This is a genomic window from Rhizobium leguminosarum (assembly GCF_019798305.1).
Lineage (GTDB): Bacteria > Pseudomonadota > Alphaproteobacteria > Rhizobiales > Rhizobiaceae > Rhizobium > Rhizobium leguminosarum_U.
Window position 1 is genome coordinate 1 of record NZ_JAAXDD010000016.1, and the last position, 18,709, is coordinate 18,709.

Here is an 18,709-nt window from a genome sequence, read left to right on the forward strand (position 1 = left end):
CCCAAGGTTCCTGCAACCACACGGGCCAGATGAAGAGCCGGTTGCGATCCTGCTCCCCACAGTCCCAAACGACTGAGAAGGTGACGATCCGACAACCAGCTTCCGGGCGGGCGGCCACCCGCCCGGAAGCGCTAGTATCCTACATTTTTGTCATCCAAGAAGATGCCGGCAAGCAGATGAGGGGCGGCATGGCATGCCGCGTCGTTCAAGGAAATCTGGAGACACCTGCCGTCTCTACAGCATTTCCACAGACGCCATCAAAGACCTGACGTCTGCAATTTCCCGCGCGCCTCGACCATCGGGATCGCTTCCGAATAGCTGACGCAGGCGACGTCAGCCCGGTGGCAGACGTCGCTGACCAGTCGGTCCAGCGCGCGCCAGTAGGCGCCGCCGTTCATTTCGACGAAGTGGAAGCCGAGCTGGAGCGGGATGCGGGCGCCGGCATACTGCTTGTCGAAGGCCTCCTTGAAGGCGGCATAGGCGCGGTCCTCGAATTCCGTGGAATCGGCCTTATCCTCCTCACCCTTGGAATGGCGGACGAAGAGATTGTAGTCCATGCCGATGATCGGCTTTTCGCTCGGGCCTTCGGGGATCAGGGGAAGGCCGAAGCGGATGATGCCGTCTTCCTCGGCAGGCATGGCCGGACCCTTGGTGACGAGGCTCGCGTCATAGGTAAAGCCCGCCTTCCTTTCGGCGCCGATCATGTCGGCGCCCGCTGTCGCCGACAGATAGGGCGCGCGAAAGCCCTTGATGCCGTGATCGACCAAATCTTGCCACCCGGCCGGCTCCTGGAGCCCGACGCTTTTCCAGGCGTTCTTCAAGGTCGCGCGAAAGGTGGCATATTCGGCCGACCAGTCGGCCTCGCTCCAGAGGCGGCCGTCGAAGTGGCCGCAGGCGTGGCTCGATATGTCGTGGCCTTCGAGATGGGCGTGCCAGATATTGCCGAGGCGCTCGCGGATCTCGTCGTCGCTCTGGGCGAAGCCCACATTGGATTTTCCGCGTTTCTGGTGTGGCGCCTGGTAGGCCTTCTTCGCCGCCTCGTTCATCAGGAAGGTGCAGGAGAGGAAATAGGTGAAGTGGGCGCCGTTCTTCGCCGCCAACTCGCGACTCTTCAACCAGAGCGCATTGTCGTGGGCACCGTCGAAGGAAATGATGACGAGTTGTTTCGGCCGGTCGGCCGCCTCGGCAATTGCCGGGATGAGGAGCGAAACAGAAAGGCAGGTGGAGAGGAGAAAACCGGACATGGACACCGCGACAATTTGGTTCGCGGTTTCCCTCCGATAGAATTGCGGCGAAGCTGCGGTCTCGCTGGCGTTTTTTCACGCCAGCCGGTAAGCCATGACAAACGGCACGGAAGGGATCCACAATGACATTGCTTATCGTCGGCATCATACTTTTCCTCGGGGTGCATCTGGTGCGGGTGGTGTTGCCGGACTTTCGTCGTTCGATGATCGCAAGCCTCGGCGAGAAGGGCTGGCGGGCGGCCTATTCGATTGCCAGCATCGCCACGTTGATCCTTTTGATCTACGGCTTCGGGCAGGCGCGCCATGTGACCGGCGTGCTTTACAATCCGCCGGTCTGGATGGCGCATATAACAATCACGCTGATGCTGATCGCGATGATCTGTCTCGTCGCCTCGCTGCTGCCGGCGGGGTATATCGCGACCAAGACCAAACATCCGATGGTGCTGTCGGTGAAGATCTGGGCGCTGGCGCACCTGCTCGCCAATGGCGAGACATCATCGGTGCTGCTGTTTGCTGCCTTTCTCGCCTGGGGCGTTATCCTGCGCATTTCATTGAAACGGCGGCAGCGGGCGGGCGAGATCACGCTCCGGCCGTTCGTCTCGGCCAAATACGATCTCTATGCTGTTGTCATCGGCATCGTCGTCTGGGCGCTGATCATCTGGAAGCTGCACGAATGGTTGATCGGGGTTTCGCCGCTCGTCACGTGACCGACACATAACCCCGAAAATCGATTCCGATTTTCGGAAGGGATTATGCGCGGATTCAAAGTGTTAGAGCGTCCTTTGCGCATCATGTCGGACGCGCGGCGCTCTAATCTTTCACATCCCCCTTACAACGGCGGCAAAATGGAGTAGAAGGCCCGACAATATGCGTTTTGCATGGTGTATGGGTATTTCCGCGGCCGGAGACGAGAATGGCATTCAACGACGACAGCTTCATCCGTGAAGTCAATGAGGAATTGCGATCTGACCAGATGAAGGGCGTCTGGCGCCGGTTCGGCCGCTATATCATCGTCGTCGCCATCCTGATCGTCGTCGGCACGGCCGGCAAGGTTCTGTACGACTATTGGGACGACAACCGTTCCTCCGGCACCGGCGACCAGTTCCTGGCGGCGATGAAACTTGCCGACGAAAACAAGAACGACGAGGCGCTGGCCGCGCTCGACAAACTTGAGAAGGAAGGCCATGGCGCCTATCCGGTGCTGGCACGCATGCGGGCCGCGACGGTCCAGGTGCAGAAGGGCGATACCGCCGCGGCGATCGCCGCTTTCAACGAGATCGGCAAGGACAACGGCGTTCCGGCCGCCGTGCGCGATGCCGCCAAGATGCGTGCCGGCTGGCTGCTCATCGAGAACGGCGCTTACGAGCAGGTTTCGGCCGCAATCGAGGAGATGGCTGTTCCGGGCAACGCCTTCCGTCATTCGGCGCGCGAGGCGCTCGGCCTTGCCGCTTACAAAGCCGGCAACATGGCGCAGGCGCGGCAGTGGTTCCAGTCGATCGTCGACGATACCGACAGCCCGCGCAATGTTGCCAATCGCGCCCATATGATGCTTGATCTGATTACCGCATCCGGCAAGGCGCCCGCCGCTCAGGGCTGAGCTTAAGGAAAAAGAATGAGTTTCACGGTCGCCATCGTCGGTCGTCCGAATGTCGGCAAGTCGACACTTTTCAACCGGCTGGTGGGCAAGAAGCTGGCGCTTGTCGATGACACGCCAGGTGTAACCCGCGACCGCCGGCCGGGCGATGCGCGGCTGATGGGCCTGACTTTCACGATCATCGACACGGCTGGTCTGGAAGAGGCCGACGCGGAGAGCCTGCTGGGCCGGATGCGGGCGCAGACGGAAGCGGCGATCGACGAGGCGGATCTTTCGCTCTTCGTCGTTGACGCCAAGAGCGGATTGACGCCCGTCGATACCGACCTTGCCGAAATGCTGCGCCGCCGCGGCAAGCCGGTGGTGCTCGTTGCCAACAAATCCGAGGCACGCGGTTCCGATAGCGGTTTCTACGACGCCTATACGCTCGGGCTCGGCGAGCCGACACCGATTTCGGCGGAACATGGGCAGGGCATGCTCGACCTGCGCGACGCCATCGTTGCGGCAATCGGCGAGGACCGAGCCTATCCCGCCAAGGAGGATGTCGCCGTCACCGACGTCGACATTCCGCAGACCGAAGGCGAGGGCAGCGACGAGGACGAGGAGCCGGCCTATGACGAGACCAAGCCGCTCAGGGTGGCGATCGTCGGCCGGCCGAATGCCGGCAAGTCAACACTGATCAATCGCTTCCTCGGCGAGGACCGGCTTTTGACCGGGCCGGAGGCGGGCATCACTCGCGACTCCATTTCGGTCGAATGGGATTGGCGCGGCCGCACTATCAAGATGTTCGATACGGCAGGCATGCGCCGCAAGGCGCGGGTGATCGAGAAGCTGGAGAAGCTTTCGGTTGCCGATGCGCTGCGCGCCATCCGCTTTGCCGAAACCGTCGTCATCGTCTTCGACGCGACGATCCCCTTCGAGAAGCAGGACCTGCAGATCGTCGACCTGGTGCTGCGCGAGGGCCGTGCCGCCGTGCTCGCCTTCAACAAGTGGGACATGATCGAAGACCGCCAAGCGGTGCTTGCGGATCTGCGCGAAAAGACCGACCGGCTGCTGCCACAGGCGCGCGGCATTCGCGCCGTGCCGATCTCTGGCCAGACCGGCTGGGGGCTCGACAAGCTGATGCAGTCGATCATCGACACGGACAGGGTCTGGAACAAGCGCATCTCGACGGCGCGGCTCAACCGCTGGCTGGAAACGCAGCAGATTCAGCATCCGCCACCGGCCGTTTCCGGCCGCCGCATCAAGCTGAAATATATGACGCAGGTCAAGGCCCGCCCGCCGGCCTTCATGATTTCCTGCACCCGATCTGACGCGCTGCCGGAATCCTATACACGCTATCTGATCAACGGCTTGCGCGCCGATTTCGACATGCCAAGCGTGCCGATCCGCATCCATTTCCGCTCGCCTGACAATCCGTTCGAAGGCAAGAAGAGACGGACGTAGGCTTGGGTCGACGCTGATTGGTGGCGTTTTGTGGAGTTGGGGCGTGTGCCGTGTGGCCACCCCCCTCTGCCCTGCCGGGCATCTCCCCCACAAGGAGGGAGATTGGTAGGAGGTTTGACCATCGTTTCTCCTCTATCGGCGTAACGCCCATCAGCCCCGATCATTGTCTGGGGAAGCCATCACGCCCATCCGATCTCCCTCCTTGTGGGGGAGATGCCTGGCAGGGCAGGGGGGTATCACCAGCACTGCGGTAGCCATTCCGGCCCTTTAGCAGCGCTTCCGTTCAACGCCTCGCGCAGCGCCACGATCTCGGCCCGCAGCGGGTGAAGTCTGCTGCGTCGCAGTTGCTTCTTGCTTCTAAACGCCATCGCCGAAACACCTGCCGTCCACAAGCACCTTGCCCAAGTAAGAGCGATCAGTCTGCGGAAGGGACAGGCCCGGCGGTTTCGCCGGGCTTTCTGCTTCTTGGAAGCGACTTGGTGGCAAATTGCCAGGCCTTTTTCCATTTCGGCGTGATGACGCCGTTGGCGGCGCGGATATTGTTGATGAACTGCAGCGTCGCCGCTTCCCAGGAATATTGTATGGCGAGTTCACGCGCCTTGATACGTGAGGCGGAGAGGGCGGCAAGGCAGGCTGCTTGCAGGTTGGCGTCGAGCGCCCCGACTTCGCTGTCCTCGCCGATGATATCGAGCGGGCCGGTGACCGGATAGGCTGCAACCGGCACGCCCGATGCAAGTGCTTCGAGGATGGTGTTGCCGAAGGTGTCGGTGAGCGAGGGAAAGACGAAGACGTCGGCCTGGGCATAGATTTTCGCCAGATTCTCGCCAAACTGCACCCCCGCGAAGAAGACGTCGGGATATTGCTTTTCCAGTTCGGCGCGGGCCGGACCATCGCCAACGACGACCTTGGAACCCGGCAGGTCGAGATCGAGGAAGGCCGGCAGGTTCTTTTCCAGCGCCACGCGGCCGACGGTTATGAAGATCGGGCGCGACAGGCCGAACGGCTTTTCCTCGAGCTCCATCGGACGGAACTGCGTGGCGTCGATGCCGCGGCTCCAGGGCATGAGGTTGCGGATGCCCTTTTCCGACAGTTCGCGGGCAAGGCTCGGTGTCGCCACCATGCAGCCGGCGCCGCCATTGTGGAACCAGCGGACGAAGGAGTAAAGCCAGCTCTTCGGTATCGGCAGGCGCGCGGAAACGTATTCCGGGAAGCGGGTGTGGTAGCTCGTCGAAAACGGCATGCGGTTCTTCAGGCACCAGCGGCGGGCGGTCAGCCCCAGCGGACCTTCGGTGGCGATATGCACGTAGGAGGGATTGTGATTTTCAATCTCGCGGGCGATGCGGCGGTAATTGGCGATCGACAGGCGGATCTCAGGGTAGGTCGGGCAGGGGATGCTGTTGAAGCGCTCCGGCGTCACCATCGAAACCTCGACGCCCATCTTCGCCAGTTCGCGGTTGGTGTTCTCGATCGAACGCACGACGCCGTTGACCTGCGGGTGCCAGGCATCGGTAACGATCACCAGCCTCTCAGGCAGGTTTCCGGCGGCTGCGGCATTGGCCCAGCTCTCGCCGCTATAAGTGTTTGCCGGACGTTGCAGCATGTCACGATTTCCATCCGCGTTGCAGTGATAAGCCAACGCTAAGCCCCTCAGCGGGGTTCCGGAACGGCGATTCCCGCTTCTCTATTTTGAGGCATGACCATGATGGAAATATTACAGCCCATATTGCAAGGATTGCAGGGCCTTAGCGGCTCGATCCCCGCGATTATGTCAGCGGTCGATCGCAGTTCTCATACACAAAGAATGACGGCGCCGGTCCAGGACCGGCGCCGTTCGGGAGGTTTAAGCGGCAGCGGAAGCCGAGCTTACAGTCGGAACTTCCGAGATCGTCTTCAGAACCTGCGAAGCGATCTGGTAGGGGTCGCCTTGCGAGTTCGGGCGGCGATCTTCCAGATAGCCCTTGTAGTCGTTCTTGATGAAGGAGTGCGGCACACGGATCGAAGCACCACGGTCGGCAACGCCGTATGAGAACTTGTTCCACGGAGCAGTCTCGTGCTTGCCGGTCAGGCGCTTGTCGTTATCGGGGCCGTAGACCGCGATGTGGTCCATCAGGTTCTTGTCGAACTGCGCCATCAGCGCTTCGAAATAGTCCTTGCCGCCGACTTCGCGCAGGTACTTGGTCGAGAAGTTGCAATGCATGCCCGAGCCGTTCCAGTCGGTGTCGCCGAGCGGCTTGCAATGATACTCGATGTCGATGCCGTATTTTTCGGTCAGGCGCTGCAGCAGGTAGCGCGCCATCCAGATCTGGTCGGCAGCTTTCTTGGAGCCCTTGCCGAAAATCTGGAATTCCCACTGGCCCTTGGCCACTTCGGCATTGATGCCTTCGTGGTTGATGCCGGCAGCGAGGCAGAGGTCGAGATGCTCTTCGACGATTTCGCGGGCAACGTCGCCGACGTTCGAATAGCCGACGCCGGTGTAGTATGGGCCCTGCGGAGCGGGGTAGCCCTGCTCAGGGAAGCCGAGCGGACGGCCGTTCTGGTAAAAGAAATATTCCTGTTCGAAGCCGAACCAGGCATCTTCGTCGTCGAGGATGGTCGCGCGGGCATTCGATGCGTGTGGCGTGACGCCATCCGGCATCATGACTTCGCACATGACGAGAGCGCCGTTGGTGCGGGCCGGATCGGGATAAATGGCGACGGGCTTCAGCACGCAGTCAGAGCTGCGGCCCTCGGCCTGCATGGTCGACGAACCGTCGAAGCCCCACAGCGGAAGCTGTTCCAGCGTCGGGAATTCATCGAATTCCTTGATCTGCGTCTTGCCACGCAGGTTCGGTACCGGTGTGTACCCATCGAGCCAAATGTACTCGAGCTTAAATTTTGTCATCGCGACTCTCTCAGTGCTACAAAGGTGAGCAAATCCGAAGGCAATCTCGGCGCGCATGCGCATCCGATCGCCAGGGATGACGCTTTAAAAGCACGTAGCGTGCCAGTTTTGGCGTCACGCGAAAGAAAAATCGCAAATCAGCGTACCGACCGATTTTTTCCCTTTTGGAAAATCGGGCTGTTTTTAACGCTCGCAGGCGGTATCACCCCTCAAAATGCACTTTTTCCATCTGGAACCGGATGAAAATTGCGGCGTTAAACTGAAATGATGAAGTGTTAAACAAATTGGCGGAAGCTTCTGCTCGAGACAGCATGCTGACCGGCTATAATTGCAACATTGCTCTTATTTTGTGCAATTTGCATAAACTATGTGCATTATGCTATGGTAGAGGTCCTGAAATGTTGATGCGCCGAGCTGAATGGAGGCGATCTCATGCCCACCGGTTTCCACCGTGAATCCGCAACGATCTACCAGTTTCCCGTCAAGGCGATACGCAACCCCAACCGGTTCGAACGCGCCCGCCTGATGGAGCGTGAGGCAGCCGAAGTCTGCGATGCAGCGCTCGACAGCTGCTGGTACCATGACGAGGCGGTTCGCGAATCTGACCGGCCGACGAAGTCCTGATTTCCCCTAGTCGCGGGGCAAGGACGCCGACAAAGCTGAAAGTTTACGACGCTTAGCCGTCATTCAATCCAAGCTTTTCCTTTACGACCAATGCGCCATGTTCGCTGACGACGCGGGCAGCGACCTTTGCTGCGAAACGGGCGGCAACGGGCGCATCGCCTGCTTCGAGATATCGTGCGAGAAAGGCGCCGTTGAAGCTGTCGCCGGCGCTGGTCGTGTCGACCACTTTCTTCACCTTTTCGGCCGGAACGAAGGTTTGTTCGCCGGCAAAATTGAGCGTGACACCGTCAGCGCCGTTCTTGACGACGATATCGACAGCACCTAGCGCGCGGTAGCGATGGATCGTCGCCTCGATGGAATCGTCGCCGAAATGGGCGGCCTCGTCGTCGAAGCTCGGCATGACGAGCACGGAGGAGCGGGCACCTTCGCTGATCGTCGTGTGCATCACGTCGTAGCTCGACCAGAGGCGGGGGCGGATGTTCGGATCGAACACCACGAGCTTGCCGGCGGCCTTGGCGCGACGGACTTCGGCGAGCAGCGTCTCGGCATCCTCATGCGGCAGGATGGCAAGGGTGATGCCGGAGAAATAGATGACGGCAGCACTTTCCACCGCCTCGCGCAGACTGTCCGGATCGGCAGCCAGGCTGCGGGCCGCCGAGCTGTCGCGCCAGTAGCTGAAGGAGCGTTCGCCATTTTTCAGGTTAATCATATAGAGGCCGGGCGTCCTGCCTCTGATGCGGCGGATGAGGCTCGTGCCGATGCCCGATTTGTCGATGAAGGCCAACATCTCATCCGACATGGCGTCGTCACCGAGGGCGGTGAAATAGTCGACCGACCACTCGGCGGCAAGGCAGGCGCGGGCATACCAGGCGGTGTTGAAGGTGTCGCCGGCGAAACCTTTGCGCAGCAGGCCGTCGCCTGCTTGCGAGAGTTCCACCATGCATTCACCGATCGATAGAAACCGTCTGCTCACCTTGTCCTCCCGGCATTAGAGCGACGAGCGTCGAACAGGACGCACTAAGGACGCTCTATCACTTTGAATCGGCGCACAATCCTTTTCGAAAATCGATCCCGATTTTCGAAAAGGATTGTGCGGTGGTATTCATCCGCTGATACGCGGAGCCGGGCGAAGTGACAAGCGTCGATATCACGCAAGATGAAAGCCCGCCTTCACGGACGATGGGAGGGCGGGCTCTTAATGCCTATTCGTGGATGGTGTAGCTGCCCATCGCGCAAAGATCCTGCGTATCTTCGGTGGTTGCGAGGTTTGAGTCCTCCTCGAATTCGAAGCGCATGTCGTATTTGCAGACGGTGCGGCCGTCGGCGATGGTGATATCCATGGTTTCGCCCGGATCGAGAACGTTTTCGCCGAAGACGTCTTCTTCCCAGTCGTCGACGCCGGTCGGCGAACTGTAGAAGCGCGTCAGCACGGAGTTCGTACCGTTGATGAGCTTGAACGTCAGATCTTCGGCATGCGACGAAACGGCGGAGGCGGCGATCATCGTGGCGGCTAGTGCGATCAAAACGGATATCTTCGATTTCATATATGCGTTCCCCTGGCTTGCGATTAGGCCAAAATGGGATAGCACGCGCTCATAAAATCTTTCTTATTGGCGACTTTAGACCCAAAAATAGTCTGCCTCGTCCCAAGAACGGACGGCGCCCCAGATATTCAAGGCGAAGGCCGCTTGCGCGGCCTTCGTTTCGCTCATGGCCTGTCCATATGATAACAGGCGGCCGTCTGGCCGGGGCGGACCTGCTCGGTCGGCGGCATTTCGGTGCGACAGATGTCGGTCGCCTTCCAGCAGCGCGGTGAGAAGACGCAGCCTTTCGGCGGGTTGAGCGGCGACGGAGGATCGCCCTGCAGGCGGATGCGGGTGCGCAGGCGCGCAAGTTTCGGATCCGGGATCGGCGCGGCGGAAAAGAGCGCCTGCGTATAAGGGTGGGCGGGATGATCGAAGACGGTGGCACAGTCGCCGGCTTCCACCACCCTGCCGAGATAGAGCACCAGCACATCGTCCGAGATCAGGCGCACGACGGAGAGGTCATGGCTGATGAAGATCAGCGTCAGGCCGAATTCCCTGCGCAGCTTGCGCAGAAGCGTGATCACCTGGCCCTGGATCGAGACGTCGAGGGCCGAAACCGGCTCGTCGCAGATGATCAGCTTCGGTTTGGTGACCACCGCGCGGGCGATGCCGATGCGTTGCGCCTGGCCGCCAGAGAATTCGTGCGGATAGCGGTTGATCATCTCCGGCACCAGGCCGACGGCGGTCATGATGTCGCGGACACGCTCGGTGCGTTCGGCCCTTGATAGCTTCGGCTCGAAGACGGTGAGCGGCTCGGCGATGATGTCGCCGACCGTCATGCGCGGGTCGAGCGAGGCGATCGGGTCCTGGAAGATGATCTGCATGTCGCGACGGGCGGCGCGCATTTCCTCGTCCGACAGGTCGAGAAGATTGCGGCCCTGCCAGAGGATGCGGCCTTTCTGTGATTTCAACAGCCGCAAGATGGAGCGGCCGAGCGTCGACTTGCCGCAGCCGGATTCACCGACGATGCCGAGCGTGCGGCCTTCGCTGAGGTCGAAGCTGACATTGTTGACGGCGGTCAGGAAGACCGGCGGCTTGAAGAGGCCCTTGGCCGGCAGTTCGAACTGGGTCGTCAGGTTCTCGACCCTCAGAAGCGATCGATCAGCCATGATTCAGCAGCTCCTCGCGACGCGGGAAGGGGTGGTAACAGGCGGCGCAATGGTGCGGCGCCAGGGTTTCGAGCGGTGGCGGGCGGTCGATGCAATCGTCCTGGGCCTGTGAACAGCGCGGCGAGAAATTGCAGCCCTTCGGCAGGTGCTGCAGGTTCGGCGGACGGCCGGGGATGACGACGAGGTCGTCGACATCCTGGTGCGGCCGCGGGATCGAGGCATGCAGTGCTGCGGTATAGGGATGGGCCGGGTTGTCGAAAAGTTCGTCGACGGGCGCCTCTTCGACGATGCGGCCGGCATACATGACGGCGACCCGGTCGGCTAGGCCGGCAACGACGCCGAGATCGTGGGTGATCATGATAAGCGCCGTGTTCATCTCTGCCGTCAGATCGTTGAAAAGATCGAGGATCTGCGCCTGGATGGTGACGTCGAGTGCGGTCGTCGGCTCGTCGGCGATCAAAAGCTTCGGCCGGGTGAGCAGCGCCATGGCGATGACGATGCGCTGGCGCATGCCGCCCGAGAGTTCGTGCGGGTAGAGGTGGAAGCGGCGCGTCGGGTCGGGGATGCCGACGCGTTTGAGCATGTCGAGGGCGGCAGTGGATGCGGCGCGCGCCGTCAGCCCGCCGTGAACCTCGAGCTGTTCCGTCAGTTGCCGGGAAATCTTCAGCGACGGGTTCAAGGCGGTCATCGGGTCCTGGAAGACCATGGCCATGTCCTTGCCGCGGATCTGGTCGAGCTCGCGCGGCTTCAGCGAAAGCACGTCCTTGCCTTCGAGCAGCGCCTGTCCCGTCGTCTTGCCGTTCTTGGCGAGCAGTCCCATGAGGCCGAGGAAGGTCTGGCTCTTGCCGGAACCGGACTCGCCGACGATGGCGATGCGTTCGCCACGCCTGACCGTCAGGTTCATGTTGGAGACGGCTTTGACCTCTCCATCCGGTGTTTTGAAGGTGATCGAGTAGTCTTTGAGTTCGAGGAGGGTATCCGCCATTTAACGATCCTTCGGGTCGAACGCGTCGCGCAGGCCGTCGCCGATGAAGAGCAGGCTGAGCAAAAGGGCCACGAGGAAGCTTGCCGGGAAGACCAGCAGCCACGGCATGCTTTCCATAGCATCGGTCCCCTCGGCGATCAGCGTGCCGAGCGAGGTCAGCGGTTCCTGCACGCCGAAGCCGAGATAGGAAAGGAAGCTTTCGGTGGCGATGATCTCAGGCACGGTCAATGCTGCGAAAATCACCACAGGTCCGACGAGGTTCGGGATGATGTGCTTGATGATGATCTTGAATGGCCGCTGCCCGGATGCGCGGGCCGCTTCGATGAATTCGCGATGTTTGATCGACAGCGTCTGGCCGCGCACGATGCGGGCCATGGTCAGCCATTCCAGCGCACCAATGGCGGCAAACAGCAGATAGACGTTGCGGCCGAAGATCACCATCAGCAGGATGACGAAGAGGATGTAGGGAAGCGCATACATGATGTCGACGAAGCGCATCATGATCGCATCCAGCCTGCCGCCGATATAGCCAGAGACCGCACCGTAGAGCACGCCGATGAAGACGGAGACGACGGTCGCCGTCAGCGCCACGGCCAGCGAGACGCGGGTGCCGTAAAGGACGCGGGCGAGGAGGTCGCGGCCGTTCGGGTCGGTGCCGAAATAGTGGCCAGTTTCGATTGAGGGCGGTATGCGGAAGGCCGCCCAATCAGGATCCTCATAGTTGAAGGGAACGAACCAGGGGCCGATGAAGGCCACGAGGACCAGCAGCGTCAGGACGACGATCGACAGGACCGCGGCCTTGTTGCGCCCAAGGCGGCGCAAGGCATCCTTGGTGAGCGAGCGGCTTTCCGGCGCAAGGCCCTCCGCCTCCAGTAGTTCTTGGGCGAGCAGCTCGCGCTTTGCGGGGTTGAGGATCATCGGTTTCTCACTTTCGGATCGAGCCACGCATAGGCGATATCGACGAGAAGATTCAGGAACACGATCAGCACCATGTAGAAAATGACGGTGCCGAGAACCATGCCGTAATCGCGGTTCAGCGCTGCGTTGACGAAATAGCGGCCGATGCCGGGCAATCCGAAGATGCTCTCGACAACCAGCGAGCCGGTGAGAAGGTAGCTTGCCGCCGGCCCGAGGTAGGAGACAACAGGCATCAGCGCAGGCTTCAGCGCGTGGCGCATCACCGTGAGCCGCGGGCCGATGCCCTTGGCCTTGGCGGTGCGGATGAAGTTCTGGTTCATTACCTCGATCATCGAGCCGCGCGTGATGCGCGAGATACGGCCGGCATGCGGCAGGGCCAGAACGACGATCGGCAGGATGAGGTATTTGATCGAGCCGTCACCCCAGCCGCCAACCGGAAACCACGCGAGATGGATACCGAAGACGAGCTGCAGGATGGGCGCAATCAGGAAGTTCGGCAATACGACGCCGATCAGGATGAGCGCGCCCAGAATATAATCCGGCGCCTTGTTCTGATAAAGCGCCCCGAGACAGCCGACGGCCACGCCGACAATGATGGCAATCAGGAAGGCGGCCGTACCGATGGTGAAGGTGTAGGGCAGACCGATCATGATCTGCTGGGCGACGGTGAAATCCTCACTCGCGAAGGACGGGCCGAGATCGCCCCGGAGCAGGTCGCCGACATAGATCAGGTACTGCTGGATGAGCGGCTTGTCGAGATTGTAGTGGATCGCAAGGTTCTTCAGGATCACCGGCGGCAATGGCCTTTCGCCATCGAAAGGGCCGCCGGGGGCAAGGCGCAAAACAAAAAACGAGGCTGTCACGGCGATCCACATGACGGGGATCGTCGACAGCAGGCGACGGAGGGCGTATTTGATCATGGTGGTGGGCCGGTCCTTTCCGCAGTGCGCGGAAAGGACCGTTTTCCCTTACTCTTTCATCGACAGCCAGCGGGTGCGGTGGATGTCTTGAATGTTGTCGACGAAGCCTTCGATCTTCGGCGAAACGACGTTCTTCGAGACGTAGTAGTAGATCGGCAGGGCTGCAGATTCATCGAGCGCCAACTGTTCGGCCTTCTTGAAGATCGCGGCACGCTTGGTGAGATCCGTCTCGGCGTTGCCTTCCTTGATCATCTTGTCGTACTCGGGATTGGACCAGCGACCGTAGTTCATCTGCACGCCTGTCACCAGGAGGTTTAGGAAGTTGTCCGGATCGTTGTAGTCGGCGAGCCAGCCGGCGCGGCCGATTTCGACCTGGCCACGCTGCATCTGGTCGTAATGCACCTTGGTTTCGGCGTTGACGAGCTCGACATCGACGCCGAGCGGCTTCCACATGGAAGCGATGGCGACGGCGATGCGCTTGTGGTTGTCGTTTGTGTTGTAGCTCAGCACAGCGTGAAGCGGCTTGTCCGGCCCGAAGCCGGCTTCGGTCAGAAGCTTCTTGGCTTCGGCAACCTTCTCGCTATAGGGCAGGTCCTTCCAGCTGACATAGGCCGGCTCGCCGTAATTCGCCGTGCCCGGCGGAACCCATGAATAGGCCGGCAGTTCGCCGGTGCCGAGGATCTTTGGGCCGATCACTTCACGGTTGATCGCCATGGACAGAGCCTGACGGACGCGCTTGTCGCTGAAGGGCGGCTTCTGCGAGTTGACGACGTAATAATAGAGGCCGGAGAAGGGGGCGACATGCGCCTGGCCCGGCAGGTTCTTCTTCATCCACTCGTACTGGTCGGTCGGGAAGTCGGTGAGGATATCGAATTCGCCGGCGCGGTAGCGTTTCAGCGCGGCTTCCTGGTCTTCAAGCACGAAGAACTTCGCTCCGTCGATCTTCAGGTCCTTCGTGTCATACCACTGATCGTTCTTGACGGTCGTGACATGCGAGCCCGGTACCCATTCGACCGGCTTGTAGGGGCCGTTGGTGACGATGTTGCCGATCTTCACCCAATCCTGACCCTTCGCCTCGACGACATGCTTCGGCAGCGGATAGGCGGTGTAATGCATCAGGGCATTGAGGAAATAAGGGGTGGCATTTTCAAGCGTGATTTCGAGCGTCTTGTCGTCGATCGCCTTGACGCCAAGCTGGTTGAGATCGGTGATCTCACCCTTGTTGATCTTTTCCGCGTTCTTGATGGTGAACTGCAGATAGGCATAATCGGCGGCATTCTTCGGGTCGACGAGGCGCTGGAAGGCGAAGACGAAGTCTCCTGCCGTTACCGGCTGGCCATCGGACCACTTGATGCCGTCGCGAAGCTTGAAGGTGTAGACCTTGCCATCAGGCGAAATCGTCCAGCTTTCAGCCTGGCCGGGAACCGGATTGTCCTTGGCGTCCTCGGTGACGAGACCTTCGAAAATGTCGCCGGCGATACGGTTCTCCCAGTCTCCGGAAAGCTTCTGCGGATCGAGCGACTGCGGGTCGCCACCATTGTGAATGTTGAGCGTGGCCGCATGGGCCGAAAACGCCAGCAATGTGCCAAGCATTGCAGAGGCGAGAAATTTTTTCCTGAAATGGTTCATGGTGGGTCCACCTTTCTAGGCTTTGCGCCTTTATTAGACATTTGTTCCCGGTGTTTGACCTCTTACGTGCAGGTCAGTGCGCACCTTATCGCAAAGGCTTTGCGTTGCAACCCCAAATCCGGAGGATGGAAACGGGTTGTGGACAAGCCTATACACGTCTCCCCCTTGTCATATCGCGACGACGCGTTGCGACGTTTCGCAACGCGTTCATGACCGCTTCACATGGTTGTCTTTTGTTTCGTCCGCTTTAGTGTGGCGAGCGCAAACGAGGCAGGAGATGTAGCCGATGGCATTGCAGGCAGGCGGGAGTGCGGACTGGTGGCGCGGCGCGGTGATCTATCAGGTCTATCCGCGCTCGTTTCAGGACACCAACAGCGACGGTCTCGGCGATCTCAGGGGAATCACCCGCCGGCTGCCGCATATAGCCAGCCTCGGCGTCGACGCGATCTGGCTCTCGCCCTTCTTCAAATCGCCGATGGCCGACATGGGATATGACGTCTCAGACTATTGCGACGTCGACCCGATCTTCGGGACGCTTGCCGATTTCGACGAGATGATGGACGAAGCGCATAGGCTCGGCATCAAGGTCGTGATCGACCAGGTGATCTCGCACACCTCCGACCGGCATCCCTGGTTCGTCGAGAGCCGATCGAACCGGACCAATCCCAAGGCGGATTGGTATGTCTGGGCCGATCCGAAGCCTGACGGTACGGCGCCGAACAACTGGCTGTCGATCTTCGGCGGGCCGGGCTGGGAATGGGATGGCGTACGCCGGCAATATTATCAGCACAATTTCCTGACATCGCAGCCGGACCTCAATTTCCACAGCAAGGCCGTGCAGGATGCGGTCCTCGAGACGGTGAAATTCTGGCTCGACCGCGGCGTCGACGGCTTCCGCCTGGACACGGTCAACTATTATTTCTGCGACAAGCTGCTCAGAAGCAATCCGCCACACGAGCCTGATGAAGATGACGCAGGCCTCGATGCCCCCGACAGCAATCCCTATGGCATGCAGAACCACCTCTATGACAAGACGCAGCCGGAAAATGTCGCTTTTCTCAAGCGCTTCCGGGTGCTGCTCGATCAGTACGAAAATCGCACGACCGTCGGCGAAGTCGGCGATGGCGCGCGCTCGCTGAAGACGGTTGGCGCCTATACGAGTGGCGGCGACAAGCTGCACATGTGTTACACATTCGATCTGCTCGGGCCGGATTTCACCGCCGAGCATATTCGCGGCTGCGTCGAGGCGTTCCAGAAGGCTGTCACGGACGGCTGGGTCTGCTGGGCTTTTTCCAATCACGACGTCATGCGCCATGTCAGCCGTTTCGCGCGGACGGAGGAAGAGCGGCCTGTCATCGCCAAGCTGGCGATCTCGGTGCTTGCGGCGCTGCGCGGTTCGATCTGCCTCTATCAAGGCGAGGAGCTCGGCCTGCAGGAGGCGGAGCTCGCCTTCGAGGATCTGCGCGACCCCTACGGCATCCGCTTCTGGCCGGCCTTCAAGGGCCGCGATGGATGCCGCACACCGATGCCCTGGGAGGCCGGCAAGGCGCATGCGGGCTTCACCTCGGCCGAGAAGAGCTGGCTGCCGGTGCCTTACGAGCAGGCAGCGCTTGCCGTCGATACGCAGGAGGCGAGCGACAGCTCGGTGCTGCATCACTACCGCAAAACGCTCGCCTTCCGGAGGAGCCATCCGGCGCTGATCGACGGCGACATGACCTTCATCGGCACCAACCAGGATCTGCTCGCCTTCACCCGCGAAAAGAATGGCGAAAAACTGCTCTTTGTTTTCAACCTGACGCGCAAACCGGCCGAATTCCGCATGCCCGATGATATGGTGATCGAGGAACCGCTTGAGATGCCGGGCTTCGAGGCGGTGGCTGGCGCGGGATCGGTGAAGCTTGCGGCGCTGGACGGGTTTTGTGCGCGGATTTGACGTTCGACTGCGGTATCTCTGAAGGCGATGGCCAAATTGCATCACCCAATCAGCGCGAACTTGTCCACGTCCACCATGCCGCGGTCGGATATTTTCAGGTGCGGGATGACCGGCAGTGGCAGGAATGCGAGCTGGAGGAAAGGTTCTTCAAGCGTGGCGCCCAGCGCCAAGGCGGCTTTGCGCAGATGGTGCAGCGTATCGCGGACCGTCTCGTAGGGCTCGAGGCTCATAAGACCGGCGATGGGCAGGGCGATTTCACCGGTGATCTTGCCGTCTTCGACGACGACGAAGCCGCCCTTGATCTCGCCGAGGCGGTTTGCGGCGCAGGCCATGTCGTCCTCGCTGACGCCGACGACGCAGATATTGTGGCTGTCATGGCCGACGGTCGAGGCGATCGCACCCTTCTTCAGGCCGAAGCCCTGGACGAAGCCATTGGCGTGGTTGCCGTTCTTGCCGTGGCGCTCGATGACGGCGACCTTGATGATATCGTTGGCAAGATCGACCGTCGTCTCGTTGCCCCTGACGGGCAGGCGATAGCGGCGATGCTCGGTGATGATCTTGCCCGGCAGTACGCCGATAACGGGCGTCTCGCCCTCGGCGACCGGCACGCCGAATTGGGCGGCGTTGACGGGCCGGGCCTTGACGCTGTCGAGGCCGATCGGGGCAACCGGTCGACGCGAGGAAAAGAGCGCATCGGTGACGCGGCGGCCGGCCGAAAAGACCATGTCGGCGCGGCAGTTCTCCAGGCTGTCGAGAACCACCAGATCGGCGCGCCAGCCCGGCGCGACCAGGCCGCGGTCCCTGAGGCCGAAGGCGCGGGCGGCCGAAATCGAGGCGGCGCGGTAGATCGCCAGGGGCTCGACGCCGCTCGCGATCGCCGTGCGGATCATATGATCGAGATGGCCCTGTTCGGCGATATCGAGCGGATTGCGGTCGTCGGTGCAGAGCGCCAGATAGGGCGACAGCCGCTCGGTGATAATGGGTATCAGCGCGGCGAGATCCTTGGATACCGAACCCTCGCGCACGAGGATGTGCATGCCCTTGCGGATCTTTTCCAAGGCTTCGCCGGCGGTCGTGCATTCGTGCTCGGTGCGGATGCCGGCCGAGAGGTAACCGTTGAGGTCGTTGCCGGACAGCAGCGGCGCATGACCGTCGATATGGCCGCCCTGGAAGGCGTCGAGCTTGGCCATGCAGACGGGATCCTTGTGGATCACGCCGGGAAAATTCATGAATTCGGCAAGTCCGATCACCTTCGGATGGTGGCGGAAGGGCAGGAGGCGGTCGATTGGCAGATCGGCACCGGAGGTTTCGAGATGCGTCGCCGGCACGCAGGAAGAGAGCTGGACGCGGATGTCCATGATCGTCTCCAACGCAGATTCGAGAAAGAATTCGATGCCGGCAGTTCCGAGCACATTGGCGATCTCGTGCGGATCGCAGATCGCAGTGGTGACGCCATAGGGCAGAACGCAGCGGTCGAATTCGTGGGGTGTGACGAGCGAAGATTCGATATGCAGATGCGTGTCGATGAAGCCGGGGACGACGATCCTGCCGGATATATCGATCTCGGTTTCACCTTCGTAGCTACCTGAGGTGCCGACGATGCGATCGGCGCCGATGGCAATGTCCGACAGGACGAGTTCGCCGGTGACCAGATCGAAGAAACGGCCACCCTTCAGTACGATATCGGCCGGCACGCGGCCGACGCCCTGGTCGATGAGACGTTCGAGCTTGGTGGTCATGGCATTGCTCACATTACAACCGATTCCGAAACTTATAACCGATCTGCCGCCACAAGCGAGTGCCGCAGAACGAAACCGGGCGCCGTAGGAGCGCCCGGTGGTCG

The 18,709-nt window shown here is 60.9% G+C and carries 17 protein-coding genes; 6 read left to right on the forward strand and 11 right to left on the reverse strand.

Annotation, left to right across the window (positions count from 1 at the left end; genetic code table 11):
* Positions 1 to 257: 257 nt before the first annotated feature.
* The gene (locus HFO99_RS25995; protein WP_222364500.1) at positions 258 to 1,244 is read right to left on the reverse strand and encodes a polysaccharide deacetylase; all 987 of its coding nucleotides are present in this window, start codon (positions 1,242 to 1,244) and stop codon (positions 258 to 260) included.
* Positions 1,245 to 1,366: 122 nt separating this feature from the next.
* Here HFO99_RS25995 and HFO99_RS26000 point away from each other — a divergent pair, with 122 nt between their 5' ends.
* The 3 genes from HFO99_RS26000 (at position 1,367) to der (ending at position 4,281) form a co-directional block, all read left to right on the forward strand.
* On the forward strand, positions 1,367 to 1,951 hold the full coding sequence (locus HFO99_RS26000) for an NnrU family protein (protein WP_222364501.1): 585 nt from the start codon (positions 1,367 to 1,369) through the stop codon (positions 1,949 to 1,951).
* 206 nt (positions 1,952 to 2,157) lie between these two features.
* Positions 2,158 to 2,841: a tetratricopeptide repeat protein gene (locus tag HFO99_RS26005; protein WP_130744811.1), complete on the forward strand. Its 684-nt coding sequence runs from the start codon at positions 2,158 to 2,160 to the stop codon at positions 2,839 to 2,841.
* A gap of 15 nt (positions 2,842 to 2,856) precedes the next feature.
* Entirely contained in the window at positions 2,857 to 4,281 is a 1,425-nt protein-coding gene (gene der, locus HFO99_RS26010; protein ID WP_164576230.1) for a ribosome biogenesis GTPase Der, read from the forward strand.
* 415 nt (positions 4,282 to 4,696) lie between these two features.
* On the opposite strand, the gene HFO99_RS26015 is transcribed toward der, so the two are convergent.
* Positions 4,697 to 5,881 (reverse strand): glycosyltransferase family 4 protein, encoded by a 1,185-nt coding sequence (locus tag HFO99_RS26015; RefSeq protein WP_222364503.1) that lies wholly within the window; start codon positions 5,879 to 5,881, stop codon positions 4,697 to 4,699.
* A 240-nt stretch (positions 5,882 to 6,121) separates the two neighbouring features.
* Positions 6,122 to 7,162, reverse strand: coding sequence for a glutamine synthetase beta-grasp domain-containing protein (locus HFO99_RS26020; protein WP_222364505.1), 1,041 nt, complete (start codon positions 7,160 to 7,162; stop codon positions 6,122 to 6,124).
* Positions 7,163 to 7,186: 24 nt separating this feature from the next.
* Between HFO99_RS26020 and HFO99_RS26025 the strand changes: the two genes are divergently transcribed.
* Complete coding sequence (locus tag HFO99_RS26025; protein WP_222364507.1) at positions 7,187 to 7,405, forward strand: hypothetical protein; 219 nt, start codon at positions 7,187 to 7,189, stop codon at positions 7,403 to 7,405.
* Positions 7,406 to 7,594: 189 nt separating this feature from the next.
* Positions 7,595 to 7,786 carry a glutamine synthetase translation inhibitor GstI gene (gstI, locus tag HFO99_RS26030; protein WP_222364509.1) on the forward strand — a complete coding sequence of 64 codons (192 nt, stop codon included), beginning with the start codon at positions 7,595 to 7,597 and terminating at the stop codon, positions 7,784 to 7,786.
* A gap of 52 nt (positions 7,787 to 7,838) precedes the next feature.
* On the opposite strand, the gene HFO99_RS26035 is transcribed toward gstI, so the two are convergent.
* The 7 genes from HFO99_RS26035 to HFO99_RS26065 all read right to left on the reverse strand — a co-directional run bounded on the left by HFO99_RS26035 (position 7,839) and on the right by HFO99_RS26065 (position 14,933).
* A complete protein-coding gene (locus HFO99_RS26035) occupies positions 7,839 to 8,759 on the reverse strand; it encodes a sugar kinase (protein WP_222364510.1) in 921 nt (306 codons plus the stop codon).
* Between the two features lie 229 nt (positions 8,760 to 8,988).
* Positions 8,989 to 9,330 carry a hypothetical protein gene (locus tag HFO99_RS26040; RefSeq protein ID WP_222364511.1) on the reverse strand — a complete coding sequence of 114 codons (342 nt, stop codon included), beginning with the start codon at positions 9,328 to 9,330 and terminating at the stop codon, positions 8,989 to 8,991.
* 164 nt (positions 9,331 to 9,494) lie between these two features.
* Complete coding sequence (locus HFO99_RS26045; protein WP_222364512.1) at positions 9,495 to 10,481, reverse strand: ABC transporter ATP-binding protein; 987 nt, start codon at positions 10,479 to 10,481, stop codon at positions 9,495 to 9,497.
* Positions 10,474 to 11,466 carry an ABC transporter ATP-binding protein gene (locus HFO99_RS26050; RefSeq protein ID WP_222364516.1) on the reverse strand — a complete coding sequence of 331 codons (993 nt, stop codon included), beginning with the start codon at positions 11,464 to 11,466 and terminating at the stop codon, positions 10,474 to 10,476. The genes HFO99_RS26045 and HFO99_RS26050 overlap by 8 nt, the downstream gene beginning before the upstream one ends.
* The gene (locus HFO99_RS26055; RefSeq protein WP_064247871.1) at positions 11,467 to 12,384 is read right to left on the reverse strand and encodes an ABC transporter permease; all 918 of its coding nucleotides are present in this window, start codon (positions 12,382 to 12,384) and stop codon (positions 11,467 to 11,469) included.
* Positions 12,381 to 13,304 carry an ABC transporter permease subunit gene (locus HFO99_RS26060; protein WP_017965401.1) on the reverse strand — a complete coding sequence of 308 codons (924 nt, stop codon included), beginning with the start codon at positions 13,302 to 13,304 and terminating at the stop codon, positions 12,381 to 12,383. Before HFO99_RS26060 ends, HFO99_RS26055 begins: the two co-directional genes overlap by 4 nt.
* 48 nt (positions 13,305 to 13,352) lie before the next feature.
* A complete protein-coding gene (locus HFO99_RS26065; RefSeq protein WP_222364518.1) occupies positions 13,353 to 14,933 on the reverse strand; it encodes a peptide ABC transporter substrate-binding protein in 1,581 nt (526 codons plus the stop codon).
* Positions 14,934 to 15,219: 286 nt separating this feature from the next.
* On the opposite strand from HFO99_RS26065, the gene HFO99_RS26070 reads away from it, so the two are divergent.
* On the forward strand, positions 15,220 to 16,866 hold the full coding sequence (locus HFO99_RS26070) for an alpha-glucosidase family protein (protein ID WP_222364519.1): 1,647 nt from the start codon (positions 15,220 to 15,222) through the stop codon (positions 16,864 to 16,866).
* Between the two features lie 41 nt (positions 16,867 to 16,907).
* On the opposite strand, the gene ade is transcribed toward HFO99_RS26070, so the two are convergent.
* Positions 16,908 to 18,605 (reverse strand): adenine deaminase, encoded by a 1,698-nt coding sequence (gene ade / locus HFO99_RS26075; protein ID WP_222364521.1) that lies wholly within the window; start codon positions 18,603 to 18,605, stop codon positions 16,908 to 16,910.
* Between the last annotated feature and the right edge of the window lie 104 nt (positions 18,606 to 18,709).